The 23107-nt window shown below is 63.6% G+C and carries 24 protein-coding genes and 1 tRNA gene; 6 read left to right on the top strand and 19 right to left on the bottom strand.

Going from position 1 to position 23107, the window contains the following annotated elements; translation table 11 throughout:
* Positions 1-19 precede the first annotated feature (19 nt).
* Positions 20-430, bottom strand: a complete 411-nt coding sequence (locus NSO95_RS05755) for an EVE domain-containing protein (RefSeq protein ID WP_257595207.1) — start codon at positions 428-430, stop codon at positions 20-22.
* A 152-nt stretch (positions 431-582) separates the two neighbouring features.
* Here NSO95_RS05755 and NSO95_RS05750 point away from each other — a divergent pair, with 152 nt between their 5' ends.
* The 5 genes from NSO95_RS05750 (at position 583) to NSO95_RS05730 (ending at position 5956) form a co-directional block, all read left to right on the top strand.
* Positions 583-2283 (top strand): putative bifunctional diguanylate cyclase/phosphodiesterase, encoded by a 1701-nt coding sequence (locus NSO95_RS05750; protein WP_257595206.1) that lies wholly within the window; start codon positions 583-585, stop codon positions 2281-2283.
* A gap of 70 nt (positions 2284-2353) precedes the next feature.
* Positions 2354-3169, top strand: a complete 816-nt coding sequence (gene dapF, locus NSO95_RS05745; RefSeq protein WP_257595370.1) for a diaminopimelate epimerase — start codon at positions 2354-2356, stop codon at positions 3167-3169.
* Positions 3166-4353: a MiaB/RimO family radical SAM methylthiotransferase gene (locus NSO95_RS05740; protein WP_257595205.1), complete on the top strand. Its 1188-nt coding sequence runs from the start codon at positions 3166-3168 to the stop codon at positions 4351-4353. Before dapF ends, NSO95_RS05740 begins: the two co-directional genes overlap by 4 nt.
* Positions 4350-5285 carry a signal recognition particle-docking protein FtsY gene (gene ftsY / locus NSO95_RS05735; RefSeq protein ID WP_257595204.1) on the top strand — a complete coding sequence of 312 codons (936 nt, stop codon included), beginning with the start codon at positions 4350-4352 and terminating at the stop codon, positions 5283-5285. The genes NSO95_RS05740 and ftsY overlap by 4 nt, the downstream gene beginning before the upstream one ends.
* Positions 5286-5287: 2 nt before the next feature.
* Entirely contained in the window at positions 5288-5956 is a 669-nt protein-coding gene (locus NSO95_RS05730; RefSeq protein WP_257595203.1) for an inner membrane-spanning protein YciB, read from the top strand.
* Positions 5957-6120: 164 nt separating this feature from the next.
* On the opposite strand, the gene NSO95_RS05725 is transcribed toward NSO95_RS05730, so the two are convergent.
* The 11 genes from NSO95_RS05725 to NSO95_RS05675 all read right to left on the bottom strand — a co-directional run bounded on the left by NSO95_RS05725 (position 6121) and on the right by NSO95_RS05675 (position 14782).
* The gene (locus tag NSO95_RS05725) at positions 6121-6624 is read right to left on the bottom strand and encodes a hypothetical protein (protein WP_257595202.1); all 504 of its coding nucleotides are present in this window, start codon (positions 6622-6624) and stop codon (positions 6121-6123) included.
* A complete protein-coding gene (locus NSO95_RS05720; protein WP_257595369.1) occupies positions 6621-8558 on the bottom strand; it encodes a potassium transporter Kup in 1938 nt (645 codons plus the stop codon). The genes NSO95_RS05725 and NSO95_RS05720 overlap by 4 nt, the downstream gene beginning before the upstream one ends.
* A 108-nt stretch (positions 8559-8666) precedes the next feature.
* Complete coding sequence (locus NSO95_RS05715) at positions 8667-9296, bottom strand: tetratricopeptide repeat protein (RefSeq protein ID WP_257595201.1); 630 nt, start codon at positions 9294-9296, stop codon at positions 8667-8669.
* Positions 9293-9715: a cytochrome c-type biogenesis protein gene (locus tag NSO95_RS05710; RefSeq protein ID WP_257595200.1), complete on the bottom strand. Its 423-nt coding sequence runs from the start codon at positions 9713-9715 to the stop codon at positions 9293-9295. Before NSO95_RS05710 ends, NSO95_RS05715 begins: the two co-directional genes overlap by 4 nt.
* Positions 9712-10242 carry a DsbE family thiol:disulfide interchange protein gene (locus NSO95_RS05705; RefSeq protein WP_257595199.1) on the bottom strand — a complete coding sequence of 177 codons (531 nt, stop codon included), beginning with the start codon at positions 10240-10242 and terminating at the stop codon, positions 9712-9714. Before NSO95_RS05705 ends, NSO95_RS05710 begins: the two co-directional genes overlap by 4 nt.
* The gene (locus tag NSO95_RS05700) at positions 10239-12182 is read right to left on the bottom strand and encodes a heme lyase CcmF/NrfE family subunit (RefSeq protein WP_257595198.1); all 1944 of its coding nucleotides are present in this window, start codon (positions 12180-12182) and stop codon (positions 10239-10241) included. The genes NSO95_RS05705 and NSO95_RS05700 overlap by 4 nt, the downstream gene beginning before the upstream one ends.
* Positions 12179-12658: a cytochrome c maturation protein CcmE gene (gene ccmE, locus NSO95_RS05695; RefSeq protein WP_257595197.1), complete on the bottom strand. Its 480-nt coding sequence runs from the start codon at positions 12656-12658 to the stop codon at positions 12179-12181. Before ccmE ends, NSO95_RS05700 begins: the two co-directional genes overlap by 4 nt.
* 9 nt (positions 12659-12667) lie before the next feature.
* On the bottom strand, positions 12668-12817 hold the full coding sequence (ccmD, locus tag NSO95_RS05690; protein WP_366518993.1) for a heme exporter protein CcmD: 150 nt from the start codon (positions 12815-12817) through the stop codon (positions 12668-12670).
* Complete coding sequence (gene ccmC, locus NSO95_RS05685; protein WP_257595196.1) at positions 12801-13532, bottom strand: heme ABC transporter permease CcmC; 732 nt, start codon at positions 13530-13532, stop codon at positions 12801-12803. Before ccmC ends, ccmD begins: the two co-directional genes overlap by 17 nt.
* Positions 13533-13589: 57 nt before the next feature.
* The gene (locus tag NSO95_RS05680) at positions 13590-14654 is read right to left on the bottom strand and encodes a Leu/Phe/Val dehydrogenase (protein ID WP_257595195.1); all 1065 of its coding nucleotides are present in this window, start codon (positions 14652-14654) and stop codon (positions 13590-13592) included.
* A gap of 51 nt (positions 14655-14705) precedes the next feature.
* Positions 14706-14782, bottom strand: a tRNA-His gene (locus NSO95_RS05675).
* Positions 14783-14974: 192 nt separating this feature from the next.
* On the opposite strand from NSO95_RS05675, the gene NSO95_RS05670 reads away from it, so the two are divergent.
* Positions 14975-15607 (top strand): prolyl hydroxylase family protein, encoded by a 633-nt coding sequence (locus NSO95_RS05670; RefSeq protein WP_257595194.1) that lies wholly within the window; start codon positions 14975-14977, stop codon positions 15605-15607.
* A gap of 136 nt (positions 15608-15743) precedes the next feature.
* Here the strand turns inward: NSO95_RS05670 and rpmE are convergent, their stop codons facing one another.
* From rpmE to NSO95_RS05635, 7 genes are all read right to left on the bottom strand, one after another.
* On the bottom strand, positions 15744-15968 hold the full coding sequence (gene rpmE, locus NSO95_RS05665) for a 50S ribosomal protein L31 (protein WP_257595193.1): 225 nt from the start codon (positions 15966-15968) through the stop codon (positions 15744-15746).
* A 97-nt stretch (positions 15969-16065) separates the two neighbouring features.
* Positions 16066-16536, bottom strand: coding sequence for a 3-hydroxyacyl-ACP dehydratase FabZ (fabZ, locus tag NSO95_RS05660; protein ID WP_257595192.1), 471 nt, complete (start codon positions 16534-16536; stop codon positions 16066-16068).
* A 25-nt stretch (positions 16537-16561) separates the two neighbouring features.
* On the bottom strand, positions 16562-17242 hold the full coding sequence (locus NSO95_RS05655; RefSeq protein WP_257595191.1) for an OmpH family outer membrane protein: 681 nt from the start codon (positions 17240-17242) through the stop codon (positions 16562-16564).
* Entirely contained in the window at positions 17242-19896 is a 2655-nt protein-coding gene (bamA, locus tag NSO95_RS05650; RefSeq protein ID WP_257595190.1) for an outer membrane protein assembly factor BamA, read from the bottom strand. Before bamA ends, NSO95_RS05655 begins: the two co-directional genes overlap by 1 nt.
* A 163-nt stretch (positions 19897-20059) precedes the next feature.
* The gene (gene rseP / locus NSO95_RS05645; RefSeq protein ID WP_257595367.1) at positions 20060-21175 is read right to left on the bottom strand and encodes an RIP metalloprotease RseP; all 1116 of its coding nucleotides are present in this window, start codon (positions 21173-21175) and stop codon (positions 20060-20062) included.
* A gap of 25 nt (positions 21176-21200) precedes the next feature.
* A complete protein-coding gene (gene dxr / locus NSO95_RS05640; protein ID WP_257595189.1) occupies positions 21201-22370 on the bottom strand; it encodes a 1-deoxy-D-xylulose-5-phosphate reductoisomerase in 1170 nt (389 codons plus the stop codon).
* A complete protein-coding gene (locus tag NSO95_RS05635; RefSeq protein WP_257595188.1) occupies positions 22367-22993 on the bottom strand; it encodes a phosphatidate cytidylyltransferase in 627 nt (208 codons plus the stop codon). The genes dxr and NSO95_RS05635 overlap by 4 nt, the downstream gene beginning before the upstream one ends.
* Positions 22994-23107: the final 114 nt, after the last annotated feature.

Here is a 23107-nt window from a genome sequence, read left to right as displayed (position 1 = left end):
TGTTGGTTCATCCAATCGATCAGGCCTCGCTCATGGCAATGATATGATTCCACTCGCTTTCGCGAATCTCGCACACCGACAATCGCATCAGCTTGATCAGCTCGATTTCGGCCAGAGCGGGATCGGCCTTGATTTGTTTCAGGGTCACCGGTCTCGCCAGCTTGCGAACCGGCTTGACCTTGACCGCCGCCCATTTGCCGTCCGGGTCGGTCGGGTCGGGTATGCCGGCGACCGAAATCTCGCAAATGCCGACAATCTCCAGACCGATGTTCGAATGGTAGAAGAAGGCCTGATCGCCAACTGCCATCGCCGCGAGATTGTTGCGCGCACGATAATTGCGCACTCCGTCCCACGTACCTTCAGCCTCTGTCACAAGATCGTCCCAACCGTAGACATCGGGTTCCGATTTCATCAGCCAGTAACGGGGCATCGGTTCTTGCTTTCGGTCAAGGGGAACAGCTCGGCGGCCCGATAGCCCTGCGCGCAGCGCAAGGCTACCCCCCACGCCCCGTGTGTGAAGTTAACGGCTTCTTCAGCGACTTTCGCCATGGAGGGCTTGAAGGGCAACAGGGGGACCGGTCTGTGGCCAAGACCATCATGCCAGATTCCGAAGCGAAAGTATCCGATAGCCTGCGCACCGTTCGCCGACGGATCGAGCGCGATATAGTGGGATTCGGGGTAGTGATTGCCGCGATTCTGATGTTTGTCGGAACCGGCGGTTCGGTCCTTCCGCAGATCGCCCGCAGCTGGCTGTATAACGAAAGCGGACCGGACTATCTGCTCGTCAACGCCCTGTTGCTCAACATTGCGCTGATCGTCTTCGGGCTGCGCCGCTACCGCGAACTGATTGCCGAAATCGACGAACGTCGTCATGCAGAAGAGCTGGCGAAACGCCTGGCGGAAACCGATCCGCTGACCGGGTGTCTCAACCGCCGCAGCATAGCTCCAGCAACCGACCGGCTGATTGCCAACCACTCGGGCAATCACGATGCCGTGGCGTTCCTGATGATCGACATCGACAATTTCAAACAGGTCAACGATCTCAACGGGCACAAGGTCGGCGACGCTCTGCTGCAGGGTACTGCCGAGCGGATGCGCGCGCTGCTCCCGGACGGAGGCTTGCTGGCTCGCCTGGGCGGTGACGAGTTTGCCTGCGTGGTGCCGTTCGACACCCGTTCGCCCGACAGCGTGGATCAATTGGCCGACCGGCTGATCGACAGCATCTCCCGCCCCTACCCGATTGGAAGCCTCTCGATCGAAGCGACGATATCGGTCGGGGTCGCGACCACCGCCAATCTCGGTTCGATCGATCCGGCCAGCAAGACTTTCGGCGAGAGCCTGCTGCACCGCGCGGACATCGCGATGTATCATGCCAAGAACCAGGGCAAGAACCGGCACGCCTGGTTCGAGCCCGAGATGGAACGCAAGCTGCGCTACCGTCACGACATGGAAGCCGGCATCCGCACTGGCATCGCGAATCGCGAGTTTCTGCCCTTCTATGAGCAGCAGATCGATATCGAGACCGGCATGATAGTCGGCTTCGAGATGCTTGCGCGCTGGCGCTCGGAGCAGCATGGCGTCGTCAGCCCCGAGATATTCATCCCGATTGCCGAGGAAATCGGCCTGATAGGTGCGGTTTCCGAACAAATCATCGAGCAGGCCTTCGAAGATGCGAAGGAATGGGCACCCGAGCTGACGCTTTCGGTCAACATCTCGCCAATCCAGCTGCGTGATCCGTGGTTTGCACAAAAGATGCTCAAACTGCTTGTGGCGCACAATTTCCCGCCGCAGCGGCTCGAGATCGAGATTACCGAGAGCTGTCTGCACGAGAACCTCGGCCAGGTGCGCTCGATGATGGCGAGCCTCAAGAACCAGGGCATCCGGATCAGCCTCGACGACTTCGGCACCGGCTATTCGAGCCTTGCCCAGCTTCGCTCTCTCCCGTTCGACCGCCTCAAGATCGACCGCAGCTTCGTCGGCGAACTCAGCAGAGAAAACGCCAATGAGAAGCTGATCGATGCGATCATCTCGCTCGGTGACGGGCTGGACCTGCCGATCACTGCGGAAGGGATCGAGGACAACAAGATTCTTCAGGCCCTGCGTGCCAAGGGCCGGATGAAGGGACAGGGCTATCTTTACGGGCGACCGGAGGAGGCCCATGCGGTGCGCGAACGGCTCGGCGCTCTGGGGTTGCTCAAGCTGGACAGCAATCGAGCGGAATCCCACTCTCGTAATGGCGCTGACGAAGCGTCGGTCGAAGAGCCCAGGCAGCGTCAGGCGTGACGCGCTCCTAGACGCGCCCCTAGACGCGCCCCTAGACGCAGGGCCGTCCAGTCCATAGATGCGGCACAAGATGCGCATTCCCTTCATCAAGATGCATGGTCTCGGCAACGATTTCGTCGTGCTCGACGCGCGTGCCGATGCGTTGCCGGAAATGACCAGGGCCAAGGCCAAGGCGCTGGCGGATCGCAACACCGGGATCGGCTGCGACCAGCTGATCCTGCTCCAACCTGCGACCGATGGCTCCTTGGCCGATTTCCGGATGCGCATCTTCAACCACGATGGCGGCGAGGTCGAGGCCTGCGGCAACGCCTCGCGCGCGGTTGCGCTGTTGCATGGCACTTCGGCGCGGGTCGAGACCGCAAGCGGGACGATTTCACTCACCCCAAGCGAGGGTGGAGCGAGTGTCGATATGGGTGCCCCGCGATTCGACTGGGATGCGATCCCACTCGACCAACCGCTCGACACCATGCACATGCCGGTCGGCTGGGAAGCGCTCGAAGCGCCCGATGCGGTCAATGTCGGCAACCCGCATGTGGTGTTTTTCGTCGATGATGAGCACACAGTCGAACTCGACCGGCTCGGGCCACTCATCGAGCACGATCCGCTGTTCCCCGACCGGGTGAACGTCAATGTCGCCAGCGTAAGCAGCGGAGCAATAAGCCTGCGCGTGTGGGAACGCGGGGCGGGCCTCACCCGCGCTTGCGGGACCGGAGCCTGCGCCACAGCCGTCGCGGCAATCCGACGCAAGCTCGTTACCTCGCCTGTTGCCGTCCATCTGCCCGGTGGAACGCTGACCATCGACTGGCATCCCGGCGGCACGATCACCATGAGCGGCCCCGCGCAGGAGAGCTTTCGCGGCAGCTTCGAATGGGATGACTTCGGATGAACGCGCCTGTCGCGGTGCCGCAAGTGATCTCGCTCGGTTGCCGGCTCAATATCTCGGAGAGCGAACGCATCCGCGACATGCTGGCGGGCGAGGACAACCTCGTGGTGATCAACAGCTGCGCGGTGACCGGGGAAGCTGTCCGCCAGACCCGGCAAGCGATCCGCCGTGCCCGCCGCGCGCACCCCGATGCGCGCCTTCTGGTGACCGGCTGCGCCGCCGATATCGAGCGCGAACAACTCGCCGCCATGCCGGAAGTCGACGGGCTAGTCGCCAACACCTCGAAGCTCGACCCGCGCGCGTGGAACGTACCCGAACGCGCCCCGCTCCGCCCCACCTCGCGCACCCGCGCCTTCGTCACCGTGCAGAACGGGTGCGACCACAGCTGCACCTTCTGCGTCATCCCGCAAGGACGCGGGCCGAGCCGCTCGCTGAGCGTTGCCGAAGTGCTGCGCGAGGTGGAGAGGCATGTGGAACAAGGCGCACCCGAGGTCGTGCTGACCGGAGTGGATGTCACCAGCTGGGGGCATGACCTTCCCGGCCGGCCCGCGCTCGGCAGCATGGTCCTCGCCATCCTCGAGGCCTTCCCGCAACTGCCGCGCCTGCGCATGTCCTCGCTCGACGGGATCGAGATCGATCCGCTGCTTGAGGAGCTTTTCGCGCAGGAGCCGCGCGTGATGCCGCACCTGCATCTCTCGTTGCAGCATGGGAACGACCTGATCCTCAAGCGCATGAAGCGTCGCCACAGCCGGGCGGACGCCATCGCGCTGGTCGAACGGCTGAAGGCGCGCCGGCCAGACATCGCCATCGGCGCCGATCTGATCGCGGGCTTCCCGACCGAAGACGAGGCGATGCATGCGGAGAACCGCGCGATCATAGCCGCGCTCGATATCGTCCACGGGCATATCTTCCCCTATTCGCCGCGACCCGACACGCCCGCAGCGCGCATGCCGCAGGTGGCGCGCGAAGCTGTCAAGCGCCGCGCCGCTGAATTGCGCGCCGATGTGGCAATCCAGCGCGCAAGCTGGCTCGACGGAATGCTTGGCCGGTCGATGGGCGTCCTCGCCGAGCGCGACGGAACGGGCTATGCCCCGAACTTCGCCCGCGTCGCCTTGCCCGAGGGCACCCCAGCGGGCAGCATCGTCGCCATCACGCCGCAGACCGTCGAGGAAGGCCTCCTGATATGAGCGAGACAAGCTGGAAAGATCGCTTGTTCGGCGGCTTCCGCAAGACTTCCGAGCGATTGTCGGAAAACCTTGCCGCGCCGATCACCGGGGTGGTCGGGACGGCAAAGCTCGACAATGCGACGCTCGACACGGTCGAGGACGCGCTGATCATGTCCGACCTCGGCCCGTCAGCCGCTGCGCGCATCCGCGCCAAGCTAACGGAGAAGCGCTTCGGCCTAAGCATCACCGAGCGAGAGCTCAAGGAAGCGGTGGCGGAAGAGATCGCCGAAATCCTCCGCCCGGTGGCGAAACCAATCGAGATCACTGCCTTCCCGCGCCCGCAGGTCATCCTCGTGATCGGGGTCAACGGCAGCGGCAAGACCACAACCATCGCCAAACTGGCGCACTGGTTCAAGGAAGACGACTATGGCGTGATGCTGGCAGCGGGCGACACTTTCCGCGCTGCCGCGATCGGCCAGCTCGCGACCTGGGCCGGGCGAATCGACGTGCCGATCGTACGCGGCCCCGAAGGCGGCGATCCCGCGAGCATCGTGTTCGACGCAGTCAAGGCCGCGACCGAACAAGGTATCGACGCGCTGGTGGTCGACACTGCCGGCCGGTTGCAGAACAAGCGCGAGCTGATGGACGAGCTGGCCAAGATCCGCAAAGTTCTCGGCCGACTCAACCCCGAGGCCCCGCATGACGTAGTGCTGGTGCTCGACGCGACCAACGGTCAGAACGCGCTCGCCCAGATCGACGTGTTCAAGGAAGTCGCCGGTGTCACCGGACTTATCATGACCAAGCTCGATGGTACCGCTCGCGGCGGGATACTGGTTGCGGCCGCCGAGCAATACGGCCTGCCAATCCACGCGATCGGCGTGGGCGAGAAGATCGACGATTTGCGCCCGTTCGACCCCGATCTGGTCGCACGGGTGATTGCGGGAGTTGCATAAGAGTGGCCGACCAAGCGAAACCGAACAAGCAGGGCTCCGGCTGGCTCAACGTCGCGGTCGACTATGGCCCGTTGCTGGTGTTCCTCGCGGCTTACAAATACTTTGCGCCCGAGGAATCCGAGGCGATCGCCGAGATCGCCGCGGTGATCAAGGGCACCTTCGCCTTCATCGTCGCAGCCGTTGTCGCGCTGGTGGTTTCAAAATGGCGGCTGGGCAAGGTCTCGCCGATGCTGTGGTTCTCCACCGCGCTGATCGTCGGTTTCGGCAGCCTGACTATCTTCTTCGGCGATCCGGTGTTCGTCCAGCTCAAGCCGACGATTATCTATCTCGCCTTCGGTGTGGTGTTGCTGGTCGCCTACTTCTGGAAGCGAAAGGCACTGCTGCGCGTCCTGCTCGAGGCCGCATTCGAGGGGCTGAGCGATAAAGGCTGGCTCAAGCTGTCGCGCAACTGGGGATTTTTCTTCCTGTTCCTCGCCGGGTTGAACGAGGCCCTGCGCTATCTCTACAATGTCGAGAACGGTAGCTTCGAGACCTGGCTGTGGGCCAAGTTCTGGGTGTTCATGCCGCTCACTTTCCTGTTCACCTTCTCGCAGATCCCGATGCTGCTGAAGCACGGGCTGGCGATCGAAGAGAAGGACGAGGTGCTGAAGGAAGAACCGCCGACGGGGTGAGGCGGTCCTTCGAGACGCTCGGCACTTCGACAAGCTCAGGACCTCGCTCCTCAGGATGAGCGGGATTGGGGGGCGGACTGCGCGATGCTCAATTCTCCGCTCATCCTGAGGAGCGAAGACGCAGTCTGAGCGTCTCGAAGGACCGTCGAACCCGCAACGCACGCTCAGTCGACGGTGACGTTCTGCTTTACGAAGTAGGTCTCGTCGAAGCCCATGGCGGTGAAGGCGATCCAGCGCTCGGCATTGCGGTACCGGTCGGGCTCGCGCGCAGCGGAAGTGGCGAGAACGCCGGTCGCGCTGAGCTTTCCCTCGAACGGTTCGCACTCCTGCGAGAGGATCGCATCGTACATCGGCTGGGTGACGTGATAATAGGCGTCGAATTCGGGCGGCAACGGCTTCGGCAGGCTGGCGTGCTGGCGCTCCCAGATCGGCCATAGCGGTGCGAGCAGCTTCTCCGCGTCGACCGCCTTCGCGCACTGGAACACGCGCTCGCCCTGTGCGGTGTCCACCTCCAGCGCATCGGACATGACCCCGAAGTAATCGCGCCAATCGCCGGTCAACTCCAGCTCCGCCGGATCCACGGCCTGCAGAGCCGGCTCTTCACGCTCATTGCAGCCTGCGACCGTCAGGATCGCCACAAGCGCGAGCGAGGCACGCAACAGGCTCAAATCCGCACCTGACTCCCCAGTTCGACCACCCGGTTGGTCGGCAGGCGGAAGAACTCCATCGCGGTGGCCGAATTGCGCAGCATCCAGGCGAAGATCTTCTCGCGCCAGATCGGCATGCCCGGCTTGTCGCTCGGCAGCAGAGTCTGGCGGCTGAGGAAGAAGCTGGTCTGCATCATGTCGAACTTGCCGCCGCAGCGTTCCATCTGCTTCAGGCCTTCGGGAACATCGGTTTCCTGCATGAAGCCATAATGCAGGATGGCGCGGAAGAAGCCGTCGCCCAGATCGTGGATTTCGCACCGCTCGCTTTCGGGCACACTGGGCACATCGGCAATTTGCACGGTCAGGATCACCACCCGTTCGTGCAGCACCTTGTTGTGCTTGATGTTGTGCAGCAATGCCGAAGGCACGCCGCCGGTCGCCGAAGCCATAAAGATCGCGGTGCCCGGCACCCGCACCGCGCTGTTCTTGGCCGATTTGGCGAAGACCTCGATCGGCAGCGCGACTTCGGTCATCCGGTCGCGCATCAGCTTGCGCCCGCGCGCCCAGGTGGTGAGCAATGTGAAGGCGATCACCCCGACGACCAGCGGGAACCAGCCGCCCGAGGGCACCTTGGGCAGGTTGGCGGCGAAATAGGCCCCGTCGACGAGCACGAAGAGCAGGAACACCGGCAAGGCATACCACCAGCGCCACTTCCACACCGCCACCAGCAGCACGCCCATCAGCAGCGTGTCGATGAACATCGCGCCGGTAACCGCGATGCCATAGGCCGAGGCCAGGTTGGACGAGGAACCGAAGCCGAGCACCAGCAGGATCACCGAGATCATCAGCGCGTAGTTGACGAAGGGGATATAGATCTGGCCGCTCTCGGACGCGCTGGTGTGCTGGGTCGACAGGCGCGGAATGAAGCCCAGCTGTATCGCCTGATGGGTGATCGAGAACGCCCCCGAAATCACCGCCTGACTGGCGATGAAGGTCGCACAGGTCGCGAGGATCACCAGCGGCAGCTGCAACGCGACCGGTGCCATATTGTAGAACGGACTCTGCATGACGGCAGCGGTTTCGGCCGGGTCGAGCGCGGCGATCATCGCGCCCTGCCCGAAATAGTTGAGCAGCAGGCACGGCATGACGAAGCCGAACCACGACAGCCGCATCGGGCCGCGCCCGAAATGTCCCATATCGGAATAGAGCGCCTCCGCCCCGGTCACCGCGAGGACGACCGAACCCAGCGCGAGGAAGGCGATCCACCCGTCGGTGATGAAGAACTGCACCGCGTACCACGGGTTCAGCGCCTGCAGGATATAGGGGTTCTGCGCGATATGGATCGTGCCGAGCACTGCGATGGTCACGAAATAGACGATCATCACCGGCGCGAAAAGCTTGCCCACGGTTGCCGTGCCGCGCTTCTGGATCAGGAACAGGAAGACGAGCAGGACCAGCGCGATCGGGATGACCAGCGGTTCGAGTCCGGCGTTGACCACAGTGAGGCCTTCCACCGCCGAGAGGACCGAAATCGCCGGGGTGATCATGCTGTCGCCGTAGAAAAGCGCGGTGGCGAATACGCCGAGCAGCACGGTTATCCAGCCGTATTTCGAACCGCCGATATGACGCGTGAGCATGGCGACCAGCGCCAGTGTGCCCCCCTGCCCCTTGTTATCCGCGCGCATCAGGATGCTGACATACTGGATCGAGACGATCAGCGTCATCGACCAGAAGATCAGGCTGACCACGCCGTAGATATGCAGCTTGTCGATTGCGAGACTGTGCTCGCCGAGGAAAGTTTCGCGGAACGCGTAGAGCGGGCTGGTGCCGATATCGCCGAACACGACGCCCACCGCGCCGATTGCCAGCGCTGTCTTCGAAGCCGCGCGCCCGTGGCCGTGACCGGGGCCCTCACCTTCTGTAGGTTCGATGGATTGGGAAGACGCGTCGCTCATCGCACCGCTGGCCCCGCTATTCTGCGCCCGAAGCGGCCCGATTGCCGCCCGAAAGGTGGCGGCCACTAGCACCGCGCCCGGTATGCTGCAACAGGGCGTTGCGCGGTGTCACATCGCCCCTTGCGCGAGCATCTCGTCGAGCCGGTCAAGCTGGCCCTGCATATTCTCGCGCCAGGGCGCATCCTCGGGCGCATTCTCGAGGATCTCCGCCCAGATCGCGCGGGTTTGCTGCGGCTGATTGGCGTTGAGCATCGAAACGCCGTAAAAATAGGCCGCCGCAGGATGACCCGGTGCCGCCTGGTCGGCGCGCGAATAGGCGAACATTGCCGCCGGGGTCGGATTGCCGTCGGCATGCTCGACCAGCGCATTGCCCAGCGCAACCCACGCCTCGGCATCCTTCGGATTGCGTTCGACCGCGCCGCGCAGGAGCTTGGCCGCATCCGAGAAACGGCCGGAGCGGGAGAAGGCATCGGCCGTCACCACCAGGTTGGCCGGTTGCCGATCCTTGCCGAATAGGTCGCGACGCGCCTCGATCATCGCGAAATTGCTCTCGTTCGCCTCCGGCACGCGGTCCTTGGGCGCGGCGGGCAGATCGGGCGAGCCTTGCAGCGCGTAACCCGTCAGCCCGAACATCAACGCCGCACCGAACAGCGTCCACCCGCTGCGCGGCAATTTGAGCACGAAGGCCGCGACGAGGAAGACAATCGCCGCCAGCGCGAGGATAGGGACCCAGGTCATGTGGCGGCACCCTTTTTGCGACCAATGCGTCGCCACAGCAGCAACCCGGCGACCAGCGCCAGGATCAAGGGGATAGCGAACAGCGGCCAGGTCGTCTCGCTGATCTTGGGATCGTAGCTGACATAATCGCCATAACGATCGATCAGCCATGCGCGGATCGCCTCGGGCTCCTCGCCGGCGGCAATGCGGCTGCGGACCTGGTGCCGCATGTCGCCCGCCATAGGCGCATCGCTATCGGCGATCGACTGGCTCTGGCACTTGAGGCAACGCAGCGTCTCCATCAGCGCCTGCGCCTGCTCTTCCTGCCCAGGATCGTCGAGCTGTTGGTAGGCATAGGGTGCGGGCGGCATGCTGTCCTGGGCATGAGCCGTGGCGGTCAAAGCCAGGATGCTGAGGAGGGCGGCAATGAGACACTTCATTCCCCCGCCTCCCGCAGTTTGTCGAGCAGCACCGGCACGTCGCCAGGGCGGATATCGCCGATATGCTGGTAGGTGATCTTCCCCTCGCCATCGATCACGAAGGTTTCGGGCACGCCGGATGAACCGATCTCGAGCTGGACTTCGGACAGGTCGTCCGCCCCGATACGGACGTAGGGATTGCCGTAACTGGCAAGGAACCGCGCAACATCTTCGGGCCGGTCGCGGATCGCAATCCCGACGATTTCCACCCCGCTCGCCTGCAACCGTTCGAGCTGCGGCGCCTCGGAGATGCACGGTATGCACCAGCTCGCCCAGATGTTGAGCAATTTCGGATTGCCGTCGGTGAAGTCGGCGGTCGCGGCACCCGGCAGCGAGGCAAATGCAGGGCGCAGGTCGAACTGCGGCAGCTGCTCGCCCACCATCGCGCTTTCGACGAACTCGTCCTTCGGTTGGCTTAGCTGGTAGGCGGCAAGACCCACGAACAGCGAGAAGATTCCCAGTGGGACAAACAACCGCCAGCGGCTCATGCTACCGCCTCCCCGCTGCGCAGCTCGCGCCGCCGCAGCGCCCGGCGACGCTTCAGGTCTGTTGCCAAACGACCGATCAGCGACAAGAGCCCGCCCAAGGCGACCAGCATCCCGCCGTACCAGATGAAGGTGACGAACGGCTTCCACCACAACCGCAACTGCCACCGGCCATCTTCCGCCTGGTTGCCGATCACCGCATAGAGCTGCCCATTCCAGCGGGTCGCCAGCTGGCTTTCGTTCGTTTCCTGCGGCGGGGCCCAGAAATTGCGCGACTGAGGGTCGAGAACAACTTCCTTCCCGCCATCGTAGCGGGCGATCACATGCCCTTCGATCGCGGTCCAGTTGGGGCCGGCGACCGGCACGACGCCTTCCAGCTTCACATCCCATGGCCCGACCTGCGTGGTATCGCCAATGCTGACCGCTGCGAGCTTTTCTTCCGAGAACGCCGATTCGCTCGCCATCCCGAACAGCGCGACAGCGATGCCGAAGTGCGCCACCACCATGCCCCAGGTGGCCAGCGGAACCCGCAGCAGGTTGCGCCCGCGCAAAGGCAGGAAAGCGGCAATCGCGAGCCCGGCCGCAATCGCAAGGCCGAGATCGGCGAGCAGCGAATAGGCCCCCAGCAGCACGACCACGGCAAGCGTCGCCAGCATCACCACGGCGACGCCGACCAAGGGCAACCGGATGCGCGTCAGATTGTCCTGCCGCCAGCGCAGCAGTGGCCCCACCGCCATCACCAGCAACATCGGCAGGGTGAAGATCGCCCCGACCGGATTGAAGTAAGGCGGCCCGACCGAAACCCTGACATCGAACGCCTCGGTCGCCAAGGGATAGAGCGTGCCGAGCAGCACGATCCCCAGAATCGCGCTGAGCATGACATTGTTGAACACCAGCGCGCCTTCGCGGCTGGTCAGCTTGAACCGCTCGCCCTCGGAAATGCTATTCGCGCGCAGAGCGAACAGCGCCAGAGCACCGCCGATGTAAAGCGACAGCAGGACCAGGATGAAACTCCCGCGTTCGGGGTCCACCGCAAAGGCATGGACGCTGGTCAGGATCCCCGAACGGACGAGGAAAGTGCCGAGCATCGACATCGAAAAGGCGATCACCCCGAGCATGATGGTCCAGGTCCGCAAGGCATCGCGCGCGGCGAGCACGCTGACCGAATGAAGCAGGGCGGTCGCAGCCAGCCACGGCATCAGCGAGGCGTTTTCAACCGGGTCCCAGAACCACCAGCCCCCCCAGCCGAGCTCGTAATAGGCCCAGTAACTGCCTGCGGTGATGCCGAGCGTAAGGAAAACCCACGCCCCGAGCACCCAGGGCCGCATCGCGCGCGCGAAATCGGGGGTGACACTCTTTGTCACCAGCGCACCCACCGCAAAGCTGAAAGCGACCGAAAGGCCGACATAGCCGAAATAGAGCGTCGGCGGGTGGAACGCCAAGCCGATGTCCTGCAAGAGCGGGTTGAGGCCGTTTCCTTCGACCGCAGGAATGGGCAGCCGCTCGAACGGGTTCGAACTCATCAGGATGAAGGCATAGAACCCGATTGCGACGAAGCCTTGTGCTGCAAGTGTCGCCAGCAGGGTTTTCTCGGCCAGCCGACGTTCGACCAGCGCGATCAATCCGCCTGCCAGCGCCATCACGGTGACCCACAACAGCATCGAGCCTTCGTGATTGCCCCAAGCTCCCGAGAGCTTGAAGATCAGCGGCTTGGCCGAATGCGAATTGGCCGCGACCAGCTTGACCGAAAGGTCGGTGGCAATGAACAGCCACAGCAAAGCCACGAAGGAGAGGCCCGCCAAGACCCCCTGCGCAATTGCGGAGGTACGGACGACCGACGCAAGCTCACCCTGCCCACGCACCGCGAGAACGCCGCCAACGAGTTGCAGCACCGCAAGCGCAGCCGCGAGCCACAGGGCGGCAAGACCGATCTCTGCAATCATGGTGCGCCGGGTGCCTTTGCCGCTGTGCCTTCGATGGTCTCGGCAACCACCTGTTTGCGCTGGTGTTCGGTCATTTCTTCCAGCTCACGCGGAACGTAGTTCTCGTCATGCTTGGCCAGAAGGTTGTCGGCCACGAAGGTCCCGTCGGCACTCAGCCGGCCTTCCGCCACCACCCCTGAGCCTTCGACGAAGAGATCGGGCAGGATTCCTGCGAACCGCACCGGCACCGTCTGCTCGCCGTCGCCGACGATGAATTCGACCGTCACCCCGTCGGGCAGGGTCTTGAGCGTGCCTGCCTGAACCATCCCGCCGAGCCGCACCGCCTGGCCGACATCGGGCGGGCTTTCGACCATCTGTTTGGGAACGTAGAAGAAACTCGCCTGATTGCGCAGGGCATAGACCGCGAGCAGGCTTGCGCCGATCAATGCAACGAGCGCGATGACAATAAGGACCAGACGCTGGTGTTTGGCTTTCATGGCGCTCCGCTACCTTGCTTTCGCATCGTCACGTCGTCGCTCTGCCCGACGCATGTCGATCCACGCCCACAGCGTGACCGCGACGATGGCGACCAGCCCTACGGCATAGGCGGCGATCACGAAATCCCACTGGTCGAGATTTTCACGCAAGAGCTTCATCCCCCATCGCCTTGCGCCGCAGGCGTGCATCGGCCTGGATATCGGCCAGCAGCGCGCGCATCCGCGCCAGCACGATCCCGCCGAACAACAGCGAGAAGCCTAGCACCGCAATCGCCAGCGGCACGAGGAAGGCGGGATCGATCGCGCTCTTGCCCATGGTGATGCTGGGCGGCTGATGGAGCGAGTTCCACCACACCACCGAACGGTTGATGATCGGAATGTTGACCGCGCCGACGAGCCCGAAGATCGCCGGGATGCGGCTCGACCCGCCTTCGCGCGCAACCGACTGGGCGAGCGCGATATAGCCGAAATAGAGGAACAGCAGCACCAGCATGCTGGTCAGTCGCCCGTCCCACACCCACCAAGTGCCCCAGGTGGGCCGCCCCCAGATCGATCCGGTGGCGAGGCAGACGGCCGTAAACACTGCACCCGGCACCGCCGCCGCACGCGCGGCGAGGCTGGCCAGCGGATGGCGCCAGACGAGGAACACCAGGCTCGAGATTGCGATCGCGGTCCAGCCGCCCATGCCGAGCCATGCGGCGGGCACATGGATGAACAGGATGCGCACCGTGTCGCCCATCAGCCGGTCGGGGGGCACGTTGAACAGGCCCCACCACAGCGCAACCGCCGACAAGACGATGCCGCTCACGAAGAGGAGCGGCGTCAGCCAGTTGGCAATCGACAAGAAACGTTTTGGATTGGCAAAGCCGTGCATCGAAGGTCCCGTTCACCCGGTTGTGGCAGGGACGCTTCGCGCTAGCAAGGGGCTGAATCAGCGTCCGATCAGCTTTTGCGCCATCCGGTCGGCGACCAGGTCGGGCGAGACGCCCGTCGCATCGCTCTGCCGCCAGATTTCCTCCAGCCGCTCAGGGATCTGGGCAATCCGCTTGCGCACCTCATTGATGTCGCACGGGGCGCTGTCGCGCTTGCACAGATACTCCATCGCGACGCTGATGATCCCGCCCGCATTGATTACGTAGTCAGGCGCATAAAGTATGCCGCGCGCGGCCAGCTTCTCGCCATGGCCCGCGCGGGCGAGCTGGTTGTTCGCCCCGCCTGCGACGATCGGCGCTTCGAGCCGGGCGATGCCCTCGTCGTCGAGGATCGCGCCGAGCGCATTGGGGCTAAACACGTCGCAGGCGACGCTCATGATCGCATCGGCCGCGACGAATTCGCCACCGAGCTCGTCAGCCAGTGCATTGGCACGATCTTCGTTGATGTCGGACAGCGTAAGCTTCGCGCCGTCCTTGGCCAGCAGCCGGGCGACCCCGCCGCCGACGCTGCCGGTGCCCTGGATCGCGACATGCACGCCTTCGACGGAGGCTTTACCCAGTTTGTGACGAACGGCCGCCCTTATCCCGTGATAGATGCCCATCGCGGTGAACGGCCCGGGATCTCCACCGGCGGCCCCTTCGCCCTGCACCGGCAGGCCCGAGACATGCGCGGTGCGCTGCGACACCGCCACCATGTCCGCCTCACTGATGCCGACGTCTTCCGCCGTCACGTAGCGGCCGCCAAGAGCCTCGACAGCATCGCCGAAAGCGGCGAGCATTGCAGGGGTCTTGGCGCGGTCCTGGCCCGCCAGAATCACTGCCTTGCCGCCGCCCATCGGGAGGCCCGCCATCGCGTTCTTGTAGCTCATCCCGCGGCTCAGGCGCAGCGCGTCGCGCATCGCGTCCTTGGGTTCGGCATAATGCCAGAAGCGGGTGCCGCCCGCTCCGGGGCCGAGATGGGTCGAATGGAGCGCAATGATCGCAGTCAGGCCCGATGCACGGTCATGCACCAGCTGCACCAGCTCGTGATCGTCGTAATCCGCTTCGGTCCAGAATGCCATCATCTCGCGTGCCCCGCTCGTCGCGCGTTGTGGAGGGCGTCACAGGAGAGAAAATGGGGCGATCGACGGGGTTTGAACCCGCGACCTCCGGTACCACAAACCGGCGCTCTAACCAACTGAGCTACGATCGCCACATACCCCTGAAAAGCCGTGTGAGGCGGGGCTGTTACGCCCATGTCCAGCGCCGTCAAGGGCTCCCGAACGCGGGCGCGAGCCTGTTGCACAGAGCGCGGTGCATGTGAAGCGAAAACTTGTTTGCATCTGCATCTGCGCAACTTTGTTTCTCCGGTTGCGGCCACGGACCGAAACGCTAGGTACGGGCCATGGCACTTCCGGGCGAATCTTCTGCCGAGCGGCTGGCGCAATATGGCGGCGTCCAGAGGCTGCCCTTTCCAAAGTTGGAGCTGTTCCAGCGCAAGCGGTTCCTCGATCCGGCGCTGTGCGACCGGCTGATCGAGCTGATCGAGGCCGACCGCCGCCCGTCGACGCTCGCCGACCATGACGGCGACCATTACTTCCGCACCAGCGAAACCTGCGACCTCGATCCCGCACATCCCGCGGTGCAGCAGGTCGAAGCCGCGCTATTCGAATTGAACGGTATCGACTCCGCGCATGGGGAGCAAATGCAGGGCCAGCGCTACGATGTCGGGCAGGAATTCAAGGCGCATTGCGACTGGTTCAACCCGCACGGGCAGGATAGGGAGAAATATTGCAGCGTTGCCGGTCAGCGCACCTGGACCTTCATGATCTATCTCAACGACGTGCCGGCCGGCGGCGCCACACGCTTCACCACGGTGAAGAAGAGCTTCCAGCCGGAAACCGGCAAGCTGATCTGCTGGAACAACCGCAAGCCCGACCTGTCTGGTAACGTCAACACGATGCATCACGGGATGAAGGTGCGCCGAGGTATGAAATACGTGATCACCAAATGGTACCGTGAGAAGCCGTGGGGATGAACAGGGGCATCGAATTGGCTGCCGCTCAGCCGGTGTGATTGAGTTCAGCTCGAACCCGTCTGACAACGAAAAAGGGCGACCCCGTCAGGCCGCCCTTCTCCGGCAGTCCGAAGACCGCCAAGCTTGTTCGAAACGCTTATTTCTTGAGGCTGAGGCCGCCGAAGCGCTTGTTGAAGGCTGCGACGCGGCCGCCTTCCTGCAGCTGCTGGCGACCGCCGGTCCATGCCGGATGGCTGGTCGGGTCGATTTCGAGCGTCAGCGTGTCGCCTTCCTTGCCCCAGGTCGAGCGCGTCTGATACTCGGTGCCATCGGTCATCTTGACCGTGATCATGTGATAGTCGGGATGCCCTTCGGCTTTCATCTCAAGTCTCCGTAGCTTCGGAACGGTTCCGACCGGTCCAGCTGTGGGTGGGAAAGCGGCGCGTTTAGTGAGCACCGCGGCATTTGGCAAGTGCTGTCTAGGCGGAGGGAGGATCGGCGATCATCGCGGTGAACTCGCACTCGCTTGTCACCTTGCCTTCGACGCTGGCCTTGCCCTTGAATTTGTAGACCCGGCTGCGCTTCTGGAGGAATTCCACCTCCAGATCGAGCAGGCAGCCGGGCAGCACCGGAGCGCGGAACTTGGCCGCGTCGATCCCCATGAAGAACACCAGCTTGCCGGTGCCCGCCAGCTCGAGCGTCTCGATCCCGAGTATCGCAGCGGCTTGCGCCATCGCCTCGATCTGCAGCACGCCGGGCATGATCGGCGCGCCGGGGAAATGGCCCTGGAAGAATTCCTCGTTGAACGAGACCGCCTTCACTGCATGAATCCGCTCGCCGAGCTCGATCGACTTGACGCGATCAACCAGCAGCAGCGGATAGCGGTGCGGCAGGGCCTTGAGGATCCGGTGGATGTCGTAAGCGGCCATTCCGGCGTCCGGATCGCTCATTGCCCTGCCCCTGCCACGCGTCGCCTTAGCGGCCCGAAGGCTGCTGCTGGGTCTGCTGTTGCGCGGCCTGTGCGGCCTGACGCTGGGCGATCCCGACGATGATCTGCTGGATCGCCTGATGCGTTTCCACCGTCTGGCGGCGCGGCTGCCAGTTGGCCGGCGGAGTCGTCGAAACCGTCGGCACCAAAGTGTTCAGAGCTGCAACGATCTTCTGCGTTACATCCACGCCATCGACAGAATACTGGAGCGCGGCCGGTTCTACCATGATCTGGATGCCGTTGCTGGTGATGACCTGACTTTGCGCCTCGCCATAGCGCATCAGAAGCTGCTCGACGACGTAGTATTCGGCGATCGCGATCGGGGCGAGCAGCGTCTGCAACTGCTGTTCCTTGGCTTCGATCTGCCCGGTCACACCGGGGTTCGCGTCCCACTCCGCCTGGTCGACTTCGCGGTCGCCATTGGTGTTGAGGCTGAGCTGGAGGTTGTTGATCTCGGTCCGCAGTGTGTTGATCTGCTGGCGCTGATTGGCATTGGCGGTGTTGATCGCCTGATAGCCCGACTGAAGCGCGGAAGCCTGCACCAACGCAGCCTCGGGGCTGCTGGTGGCGATGCCGTTGACCTGCGCCACAGCGGGGGTCGCAAGGATCGGTGCCGTAGCGGCGAGCGAAAGACCGGCCAGAAGAACCGGCTTGAGAAGCATTTTCATCAGAATTGGGTACCTACGTTGAAAGAGAAAACCTTGGTATCGTCGCCCTCGACCTTCTTCAGGATCTGGGCGAAATCGATACGGAACGGCCCGAACGGCGAGTTCCAGTTGACCCCGATGCCGACGGAAATGCGCGGGCTGGCGGAGTCGCCCAGGAAAGTTTCCTGGAACGCGGGGATATTGCGGTTGAGCGGTGCACAAGGGCCACCGGTACAGACCGACGGATCGGTCGTTATCCCCGTCTGGTTCGGCCGGTTGTCGATATAGAGCAGGTTGCCGTTGGCGTCCTTGATCTGGAAGTTAAGGCCGCCCGGGAACGGGCTCTGCTGCAGTGCCGGCCGGTCTACATTGAACAACGCGCCAACATCCATCCAGATCGACGGGCGCAGGCCCAACTCGGACGCTCCCGTTCCCAGCGGGATTTCCAGCTCTGCGCGACCCAGATAATAGGCTTCGCCACCGATCGCATCATCGGAGATCTGGTTGCGGTCGGTCACGATCAGCGGCAGCGGATTTTGCGGGTCGGGGCTGTCCGGATCGGCGATGATCGGCTGGCGCAGCACGCGGGGACCCACGCCGCGAATGTCGAAACCTCGGATCTGCGGCTCGCCGAGGAAGAAGCGGTCGGTCAGACGGATCGGGTCACCGCCGATGCTGTTGATGACCCCGCCTTCTGCGGTCATCGAGAAGATGAAATTGTTGAAGACGTTCCAGTATCGTGCGGCCTTGGCCCGGTTGCGGACATACTGCACATCCCCGCCAAGTCCGGCGAACTCGGTAGTCAGCGAGACAGCAAGCCCGCGCGTCGGACGAAAGCGGCTGTCGGTGTTGTCATAGGCGAGTGTCGCGCCGAGGATCGAGCTAGTGCGCTTCCCGATCGCTTCGCACAGGAATCGGCCGGCCAGCAAAGGCTCGCAGGCATCGACACCGTCCTGATCGAGATCGGCAAAGAACTGGGTCCGGTCGACCGAGACATCATCGTAGTTGAAGGTATAGCTGCCCACCAGCGAGAGGTATTCCGACAACGGCACGCCAACCCGGAGCGAGGCACCGGTCGTCGACTGTTCATACGTCGTATTGCGGTCGCGGTTACCGAAATTGGGGCTGTTGTAATCCTGCCGGTAGATATCCACCCCTGCGGAAATGTTGCGGTCGAACACATAGGGTTCGGTAAAGCTGACCCGGGCCGACTTGGAGAAACGCGAATAGTTGACGCTCGCGCCCACCGTTTGCCCGCGTCCGCGGAAGTTGCGCTGACGGATCGAAGCGGCGAGGATGAAGCTTTCGATCGACGAGAAGCCGGCCGACAGCTGCAGTTCACCCGTCGGTTGCTCCTCGACATTGGCCTCGAGCACGATCCGGTCGGGGCGGCTGCCCGGCTTTTGCTCGATCTCGAAATTTTCCTGGAAGAAGCCGAGCGACTTGATCCGGTTCGATGACCGCTTGACCCCGATCGAGTTGAACGCGTCGCCTTCCGCCAGACGGAATTCGCGGCGGAGGACCTTGTCCTGCGTCAGCGTGTTGCCGTTGACGTCGACCCGCTCGACATAGACCCGGGGGGCTTCGCGCAGGACGAAGTTGATCCCCATGGTGAGATCGTCCTTGCTACGGCGGAATTCGGGTTCGATATCGGCGAAGGCGTAGCCGAAGGTCCCGGCGAGCTCGGTCAGCTGCTCCACCGTATCTTCTACCGCCTTGGCATCGTACCAGTCACCCTGCTTCATCGGCAGCTGCGCGGCGAGGCGCACATCGTCGAAGTCGCGGATTTCGCTGTCGACCGAGACTTCGCCGAATTTGTAGCGCTCGCCCTCTTCCACCACGTATGTGATGATGAAGTCCTGCTTGTCCGGAGTCAGCTCGGCAACGGCCGAGACCACGCGGAAATCGGCATAACCCTGGGTCAGGTAGAACTGGCGCAGTTTCTGCTGGTCGAACGCCAGACGGTCAGGGTCGTAGCTGGTGTTCGAGCTGAAGAAGCTGGTGAAGCGCGCCTGCTTGGTGACCATTTCGCCGCGCAGGTCGCCGTCGGAGAACACCTCGTTGCCGATGATGTTGATCTGGCGGACTTTCGACTTGGGCCCCTCGCTGATCTCGTAGACGATATCGACGCGATTCTGGCTCAGCTGGACGATCTTGGGTTCGACCACCGCGGCGAAGCGGCCCTGCCGCTTGTATAGTTCGATGATCCGCTGGGTATCGGCGCGGACCTTCGACCGGGTGTAGATCTGGCGCGGCGCGAGCTTGATTTCGGGAACGATCTTGTCGTTCTTGATCCGCTTGTTGCCTTCGAGGATAATGCGGTTGATCACCGGGTTCTCGACAATCTCGATCACGACATTGCCGCCGTCGTTGCGGACGGTGGCGGTCGAGAATAGCTCGGTCGCGTAGAGATCCTTGATCGCCTGGTCGGCTGCGGCCTGAGTATAAACGTCTCCGACCCGCAGGCGGACGTAGCTGACGATGGTTTCCGGCTCGAGACGCTGGGCGCCCGCGACGGCGATCGTCTGGATCGTCTGGCCTTGCGCTTGCGACGACGGAACGGGCGAAGCGTCGTCCTGCGCCATCGCCTGGGCGGGCAGCCCGGCCAGCATCGTCGTCCCCAACAGTGCCAGCGCCAGCCGGCGACCTGATTTCACATTCACGTCGCCAGCCATATCCCGTCCAGATGTAGTCACGGTCATACCGTCCAATCCAAAATTTCCGTCCTGCCCGGCCCGATTTCCACCGGGCAAAGGCGCGATGCCGCCCTCTGCCCGATGCAATGCCCCCAATCAAGCCAAGTCGGGACCCAACCCCCGCGTTTTGTCCCTGTCGGCGCTATCCGCCGAACCACGGCAAGGAAAGCACATCATTGACCGTAACGAACACCATCAGCACGAGCACGAGCGCGATACCGGTGCGGTATGCAATCTCGGTGCCGCGCGGACCGACCGGTTTGCGCCGGATTGCCTCCGCCGCGTAGAAAGCCAGGTGCCCGCCGTCGAGCGCCGGGATTGGCAAGAGGTTGATGAACGCCAAGTTAAGCGAGATCATCGCGATGAACAGCGCAAAGGCCTCGGGCCCGAGGCTGAGCTGCTCGCCGGAATATTTGGCGATCTTGACCGGCCCGCCGAGTTCCTTGACCGAGCGCTGCCCGGTCACGATCTGCTTGATGCCGGTGACCATCAATTTCATGGTCTCGATGCACTGGCCGGTCGCGAGAACGACCGATTCCCCGAGCCCGACCGGTTCGTACCTGCGTTCGGTCTGCCGACCCTCGATGCCGATCAATCCGATTTTGGACGTATTGCCGAAGCGGTCTTTCAGCTCGAACGGGCGTGAAGTGACGTCGAAATCGAGCCGTTCGCCCGCCCGGTCGACCGTGACGGTGATCTCCTTGCCCGGATTGAGCCAGATCGTCTGCTGGGTCTGTCGGTAGTCGATCATCGGCTCACCATCGATCGCGATGATCCGGTCACCAATCCTGATCCCCGCCTCGCGCGCGGGCGACACTTCGGATAGGGCAGCAATGTAGTTTTCCTCCGCCGGATCGGCGGGTACGGGTTTGCCGTAAGCGAGGAAGAACGCCGCGAGAATGCCGATCGCGACAAGCAGGTTGGTCGCCGGCCCCGCGAACACGATCAGCGCGCGCTGCCACAGCGGCTTGTGATGGAAGCTGTCGCCGCGTTCTTCGGGCGGGATCTTGTCGAGTTCGTCGGGGTGCGGGATGCTCGCCGGGTCCATGTCGCCCTTGAACTGGACGTATCCACCGAGCGGCAGTGCGGAGAGTTTCCACCTTGTGCCGCGCTTGTCGGTCCAGCCCGCCAGTTCTTTGCCGAAACCGACCGAGAACGACTCCGCCTTCACGCCGAACCAGCGGCCGACGAGATAGTGGCCCAGCTCGTGAACAGTGACCAGCGGGCCCAGCACCAGCAGGAACCCGACAATCCACATCCACCACGGAACGGATTCAATCAATTCAGGCGACCTCCAGCAATTCGCGCGCCCTTGCCCTTGCCGCGTGATCGATGTGGAGCACATCGTCAAGCGTGGCCGGGGCCGGCGGGTGATTGCCTTGTTGCAGAATGGTCTCGACGCTTAGCGCGATTCGAGTGAACGGAATGTGACCGGCAAGGAATGCGGCGACCGCGATCTCGTTGGCGGCATTGAGGATCGCGGGAGCCGAACCGCCTTCGCTGATCGCTTCGCGGCACAGGCGCGTGGCGGGAAACACCGCCTCGTTCGGGGATTCGAAGGTCAACTGACCGATGGCCGGCAGATCGAGCGGGGCCATAGGCGTATCCATCCGTTGCGGCCAAGCAAGGCAGGATGCGATCGGCACGCGCATGTCGGACGGGCCGAGCTGCGCCAGGGTGGACCCGTCGCGATATTCGACCATCGAATGGATTATGCTCTGCGGGTGGACCACGATCTCGATCCGGTCGAGCCCCACTGGAAACAGGTGATGGGCCTCGATCAGTTCGAGACCCTTGTTGAACATGGTGGCGGAATCGATGGTGATCTTGGCACCCATGTCCCAGTTCGGATGCTTGAGCGCCTGTTCCCGCGTGACCGTGGACAGTTGCTGCGGGGTGAAAGTCCGGAACGGCCCTCCGCTGGCGGTCAGGATGATGCGCCGGACATCCTCGATCCGGTTGCCCGCGAGGCACTGGAAGATCGCATTGTGCTCGGAATCGGTCGGCAGCAAGGTCGCCCCGTGCCGCTCCACTGCGGCCTTCAGAATGTCGCCCGCCGAAACCAGCGCTTCCTTGTTGGCCAGCGCGATGGTGCCGCCCTGCTCGATTGCCGCCATCACCGGCGCAAGGCCGGCGCAACCGACAATCGACGCCACGGTCAGATCGACCGGACGCGATGCGGCTTCGCACAGCGCCTGGGCCCCGCCTGCGCTCTCGATGCCCGAACCCGCAAGCGCATCGCGCAGCTCGGCGAGGCAGCTCTCGTCCCCCACCACTGCGATCTCGGCACCGAATTCGCGCGCGAGCTTCGCCAGTTCCTGCGCCGAACAGTTGGCGGTCAGCGCCACGACCCGCCAGCCATCGCGGTTGCGCCGGATCAGGTCGAGCGTCGAAGCGCCGACCGATCCGGTCGCGCCGAGGATGGAGATCGAGCGGGTCACGGATGCGCTCATGGGTGCAGGGCCCACAGCGGGAACGCAGCAATCGCCACCGGCAGCATCCCGTCGATCCGGTCGAGCACCCCGCCGTGGCCGGGGATGAGGCTGGAGCTGTCTTTCACCCCTGCCCGCCGCTTGAGCCAGCTTTCGAAGAAATCCCCGCACTGCGCGAGCACAGCGAGAACCGCACCGATGGCAAATGCGATGAACAGCATGGGCCGCATGACGAACTCGCCGGTATTGTAGACGAATGCCGCGGCGGCAACCAATCCTGCCAGCGTTGCCCCGCCGATCAGTCCGGCCCAGGTCTTCGACGGGCTGATACGGGGCGCAATCTTGGGGCCCCCGATGGTGCGGCCGCTGAAATATGCGCCGGTGTCGGTCGCCACCACCACCGCGATGACTCCGAGCAGCACTGCGGCGGGCAGGTTGGCCAGCGACATCCCGGCCAGCCCGACGTAGATCGCTCCGCCGAGGAGTCCGATCGTGCGGCCCGCCCCGGCAGCGAACCCCTTGCGCACCAGCGCCGCCAGCTCGACGAAGCAGGTCGCGGCGACGGCGACGACGAACACGAACCAGACGAAGCCGCCGAGCCACAATGCCACGCCGGTAATTGCCAGCATGACGATCGCAGACATTGTCCGCACGCCGAGGTCGGATGTTCTATTCGCGGCCTTGTCAGTCATCTCTGGCCGCCCGTCTCGTCATGCTGAACTCGTTTCAGCATCCATGGTGCCAAACTGCATTGTCCT

This window comes from Parerythrobacter lacustris (genome assembly GCF_024626475.1).
Taxonomy (GTDB): Bacteria; Pseudomonadota; Alphaproteobacteria; order Sphingomonadales; family Sphingomonadaceae; genus Parerythrobacter_A; species Parerythrobacter_A lacustris.
This window is presented reverse-complemented; position numbering and strand designations above follow the sequence as displayed.

Excerpts from the sequence above, each read along its gene's own strand:
- NSO95_RS05635 (WP_257595188.1), bottom strand. The coding sequence starts at position 22,993 with ATGTCTGCGATCGTCATGCTGGCAATTACCGGCGTGGCATTGTGGCTC.
- NSO95_RS05700 (WP_257595198.1), bottom strand. The coding sequence starts at position 12,182 with ATGATTGCAGAGATCGGTCTTGCCGCCCTGTGGCTCGCGGCTGCGCTT.
- rpmE (WP_257595193.1), bottom strand. The coding sequence starts at position 15,968 with ATGAAAGCCGAAGGGCATCCCGACTATCACATGATCACGGTCAAGATG.
- dapF (WP_257595370.1), top strand. The coding sequence starts at position 2,354 with ATGCGCATTCCCTTCATCAAGATGCATGGTCTCGGCAACGATTTCGTC.
- rseP (WP_257595367.1), bottom strand. The coding sequence starts at position 21,175 with ATGTGGATTGTCGGGTTCCTGCTGGTGCTGGGCCCGCTGGTCACTGTT.
- NSO95_RS05710 (WP_257595200.1), bottom strand. The coding sequence starts at position 9,715 with ATGAAGTGTCTCATTGCCGCCCTCCTCAGCATCCTGGCTTTGACCGCC.
- NSO95_RS05755 (WP_257595207.1), bottom strand. The coding sequence starts at position 430 with ATGCCCCGTTACTGGCTGATGAAATCGGAACCCGATGTCTACGGTTGG.
- NSO95_RS05720 (WP_257595369.1), bottom strand. The coding sequence starts at position 8,558 with ATGAGCGACGCGTCTTCCCAATCCATCGAACCTACAGAAGGTGAGGGC.
- NSO95_RS05740 (WP_257595205.1), top strand. The coding sequence starts at position 3,166 with ATGAACGCGCCTGTCGCGGTGCCGCAAGTGATCTCGCTCGGTTGCCGG.
- dxr (WP_257595189.1), bottom strand. The coding sequence starts at position 22,370 with ATGAGCGCATCCGTGACCCGCTCGATCTCCATCCTCGGCGCGACCGGA.
- NSO95_RS05670 (WP_257595194.1), top strand. The coding sequence starts at position 14,975 with ATGGCACTTCCGGGCGAATCTTCTGCCGAGCGGCTGGCGCAATATGGC.
- NSO95_RS05680 (WP_257595195.1), bottom strand. The coding sequence starts at position 14,654 with ATGATGGCATTCTGGACCGAAGCGGATTACGACGATCACGAGCTGGTG.
- NSO95_RS05705 (WP_257595199.1), bottom strand. The coding sequence starts at position 10,242 with ATGAGCCGCTGGCGGTTGTTTGTCCCACTGGGAATCTTCTCGCTGTTC.
- ccmD (WP_366518993.1), bottom strand. The coding sequence starts at position 12,817 with ATGAAGCTCTTGCGTGAAAATCTCGACCAGTGGGATTTCGTGATCGCC.
- NSO95_RS05655 (WP_257595191.1), bottom strand. The coding sequence starts at position 17,242 with ATGAAAATGCTTCTCAAGCCGGTTCTTCTGGCCGGTCTTTCGCTCGCC.
- ccmE (WP_257595197.1), bottom strand. The coding sequence starts at position 12,658 with ATGAAAGCCAAACACCAGCGTCTGGTCCTTATTGTCATCGCGCTCGTT.
- bamA (WP_257595190.1), bottom strand. The coding sequence starts at position 19,896 with ATGGCTGGCGACGTGAATGTGAAATCAGGTCGCCGGCTGGCGCTGGCA.
- fabZ (WP_257595192.1), bottom strand. The coding sequence starts at position 16,536 with ATGAGCGATCCGGACGCCGGAATGGCCGCTTACGACATCCACCGGATC.
- NSO95_RS05715 (WP_257595201.1), bottom strand. The coding sequence starts at position 9,296 with ATGACCTGGGTCCCTATCCTCGCGCTGGCGGCGATTGTCTTCCTCGTC.
- ccmC (WP_257595196.1), bottom strand. The coding sequence starts at position 13,532 with ATGCACGGCTTTGCCAATCCAAAACGTTTCTTGTCGATTGCCAACTGG.
- ftsY (WP_257595204.1), top strand. The coding sequence starts at position 4,350 with ATGAGCGAGACAAGCTGGAAAGATCGCTTGTTCGGCGGCTTCCGCAAG.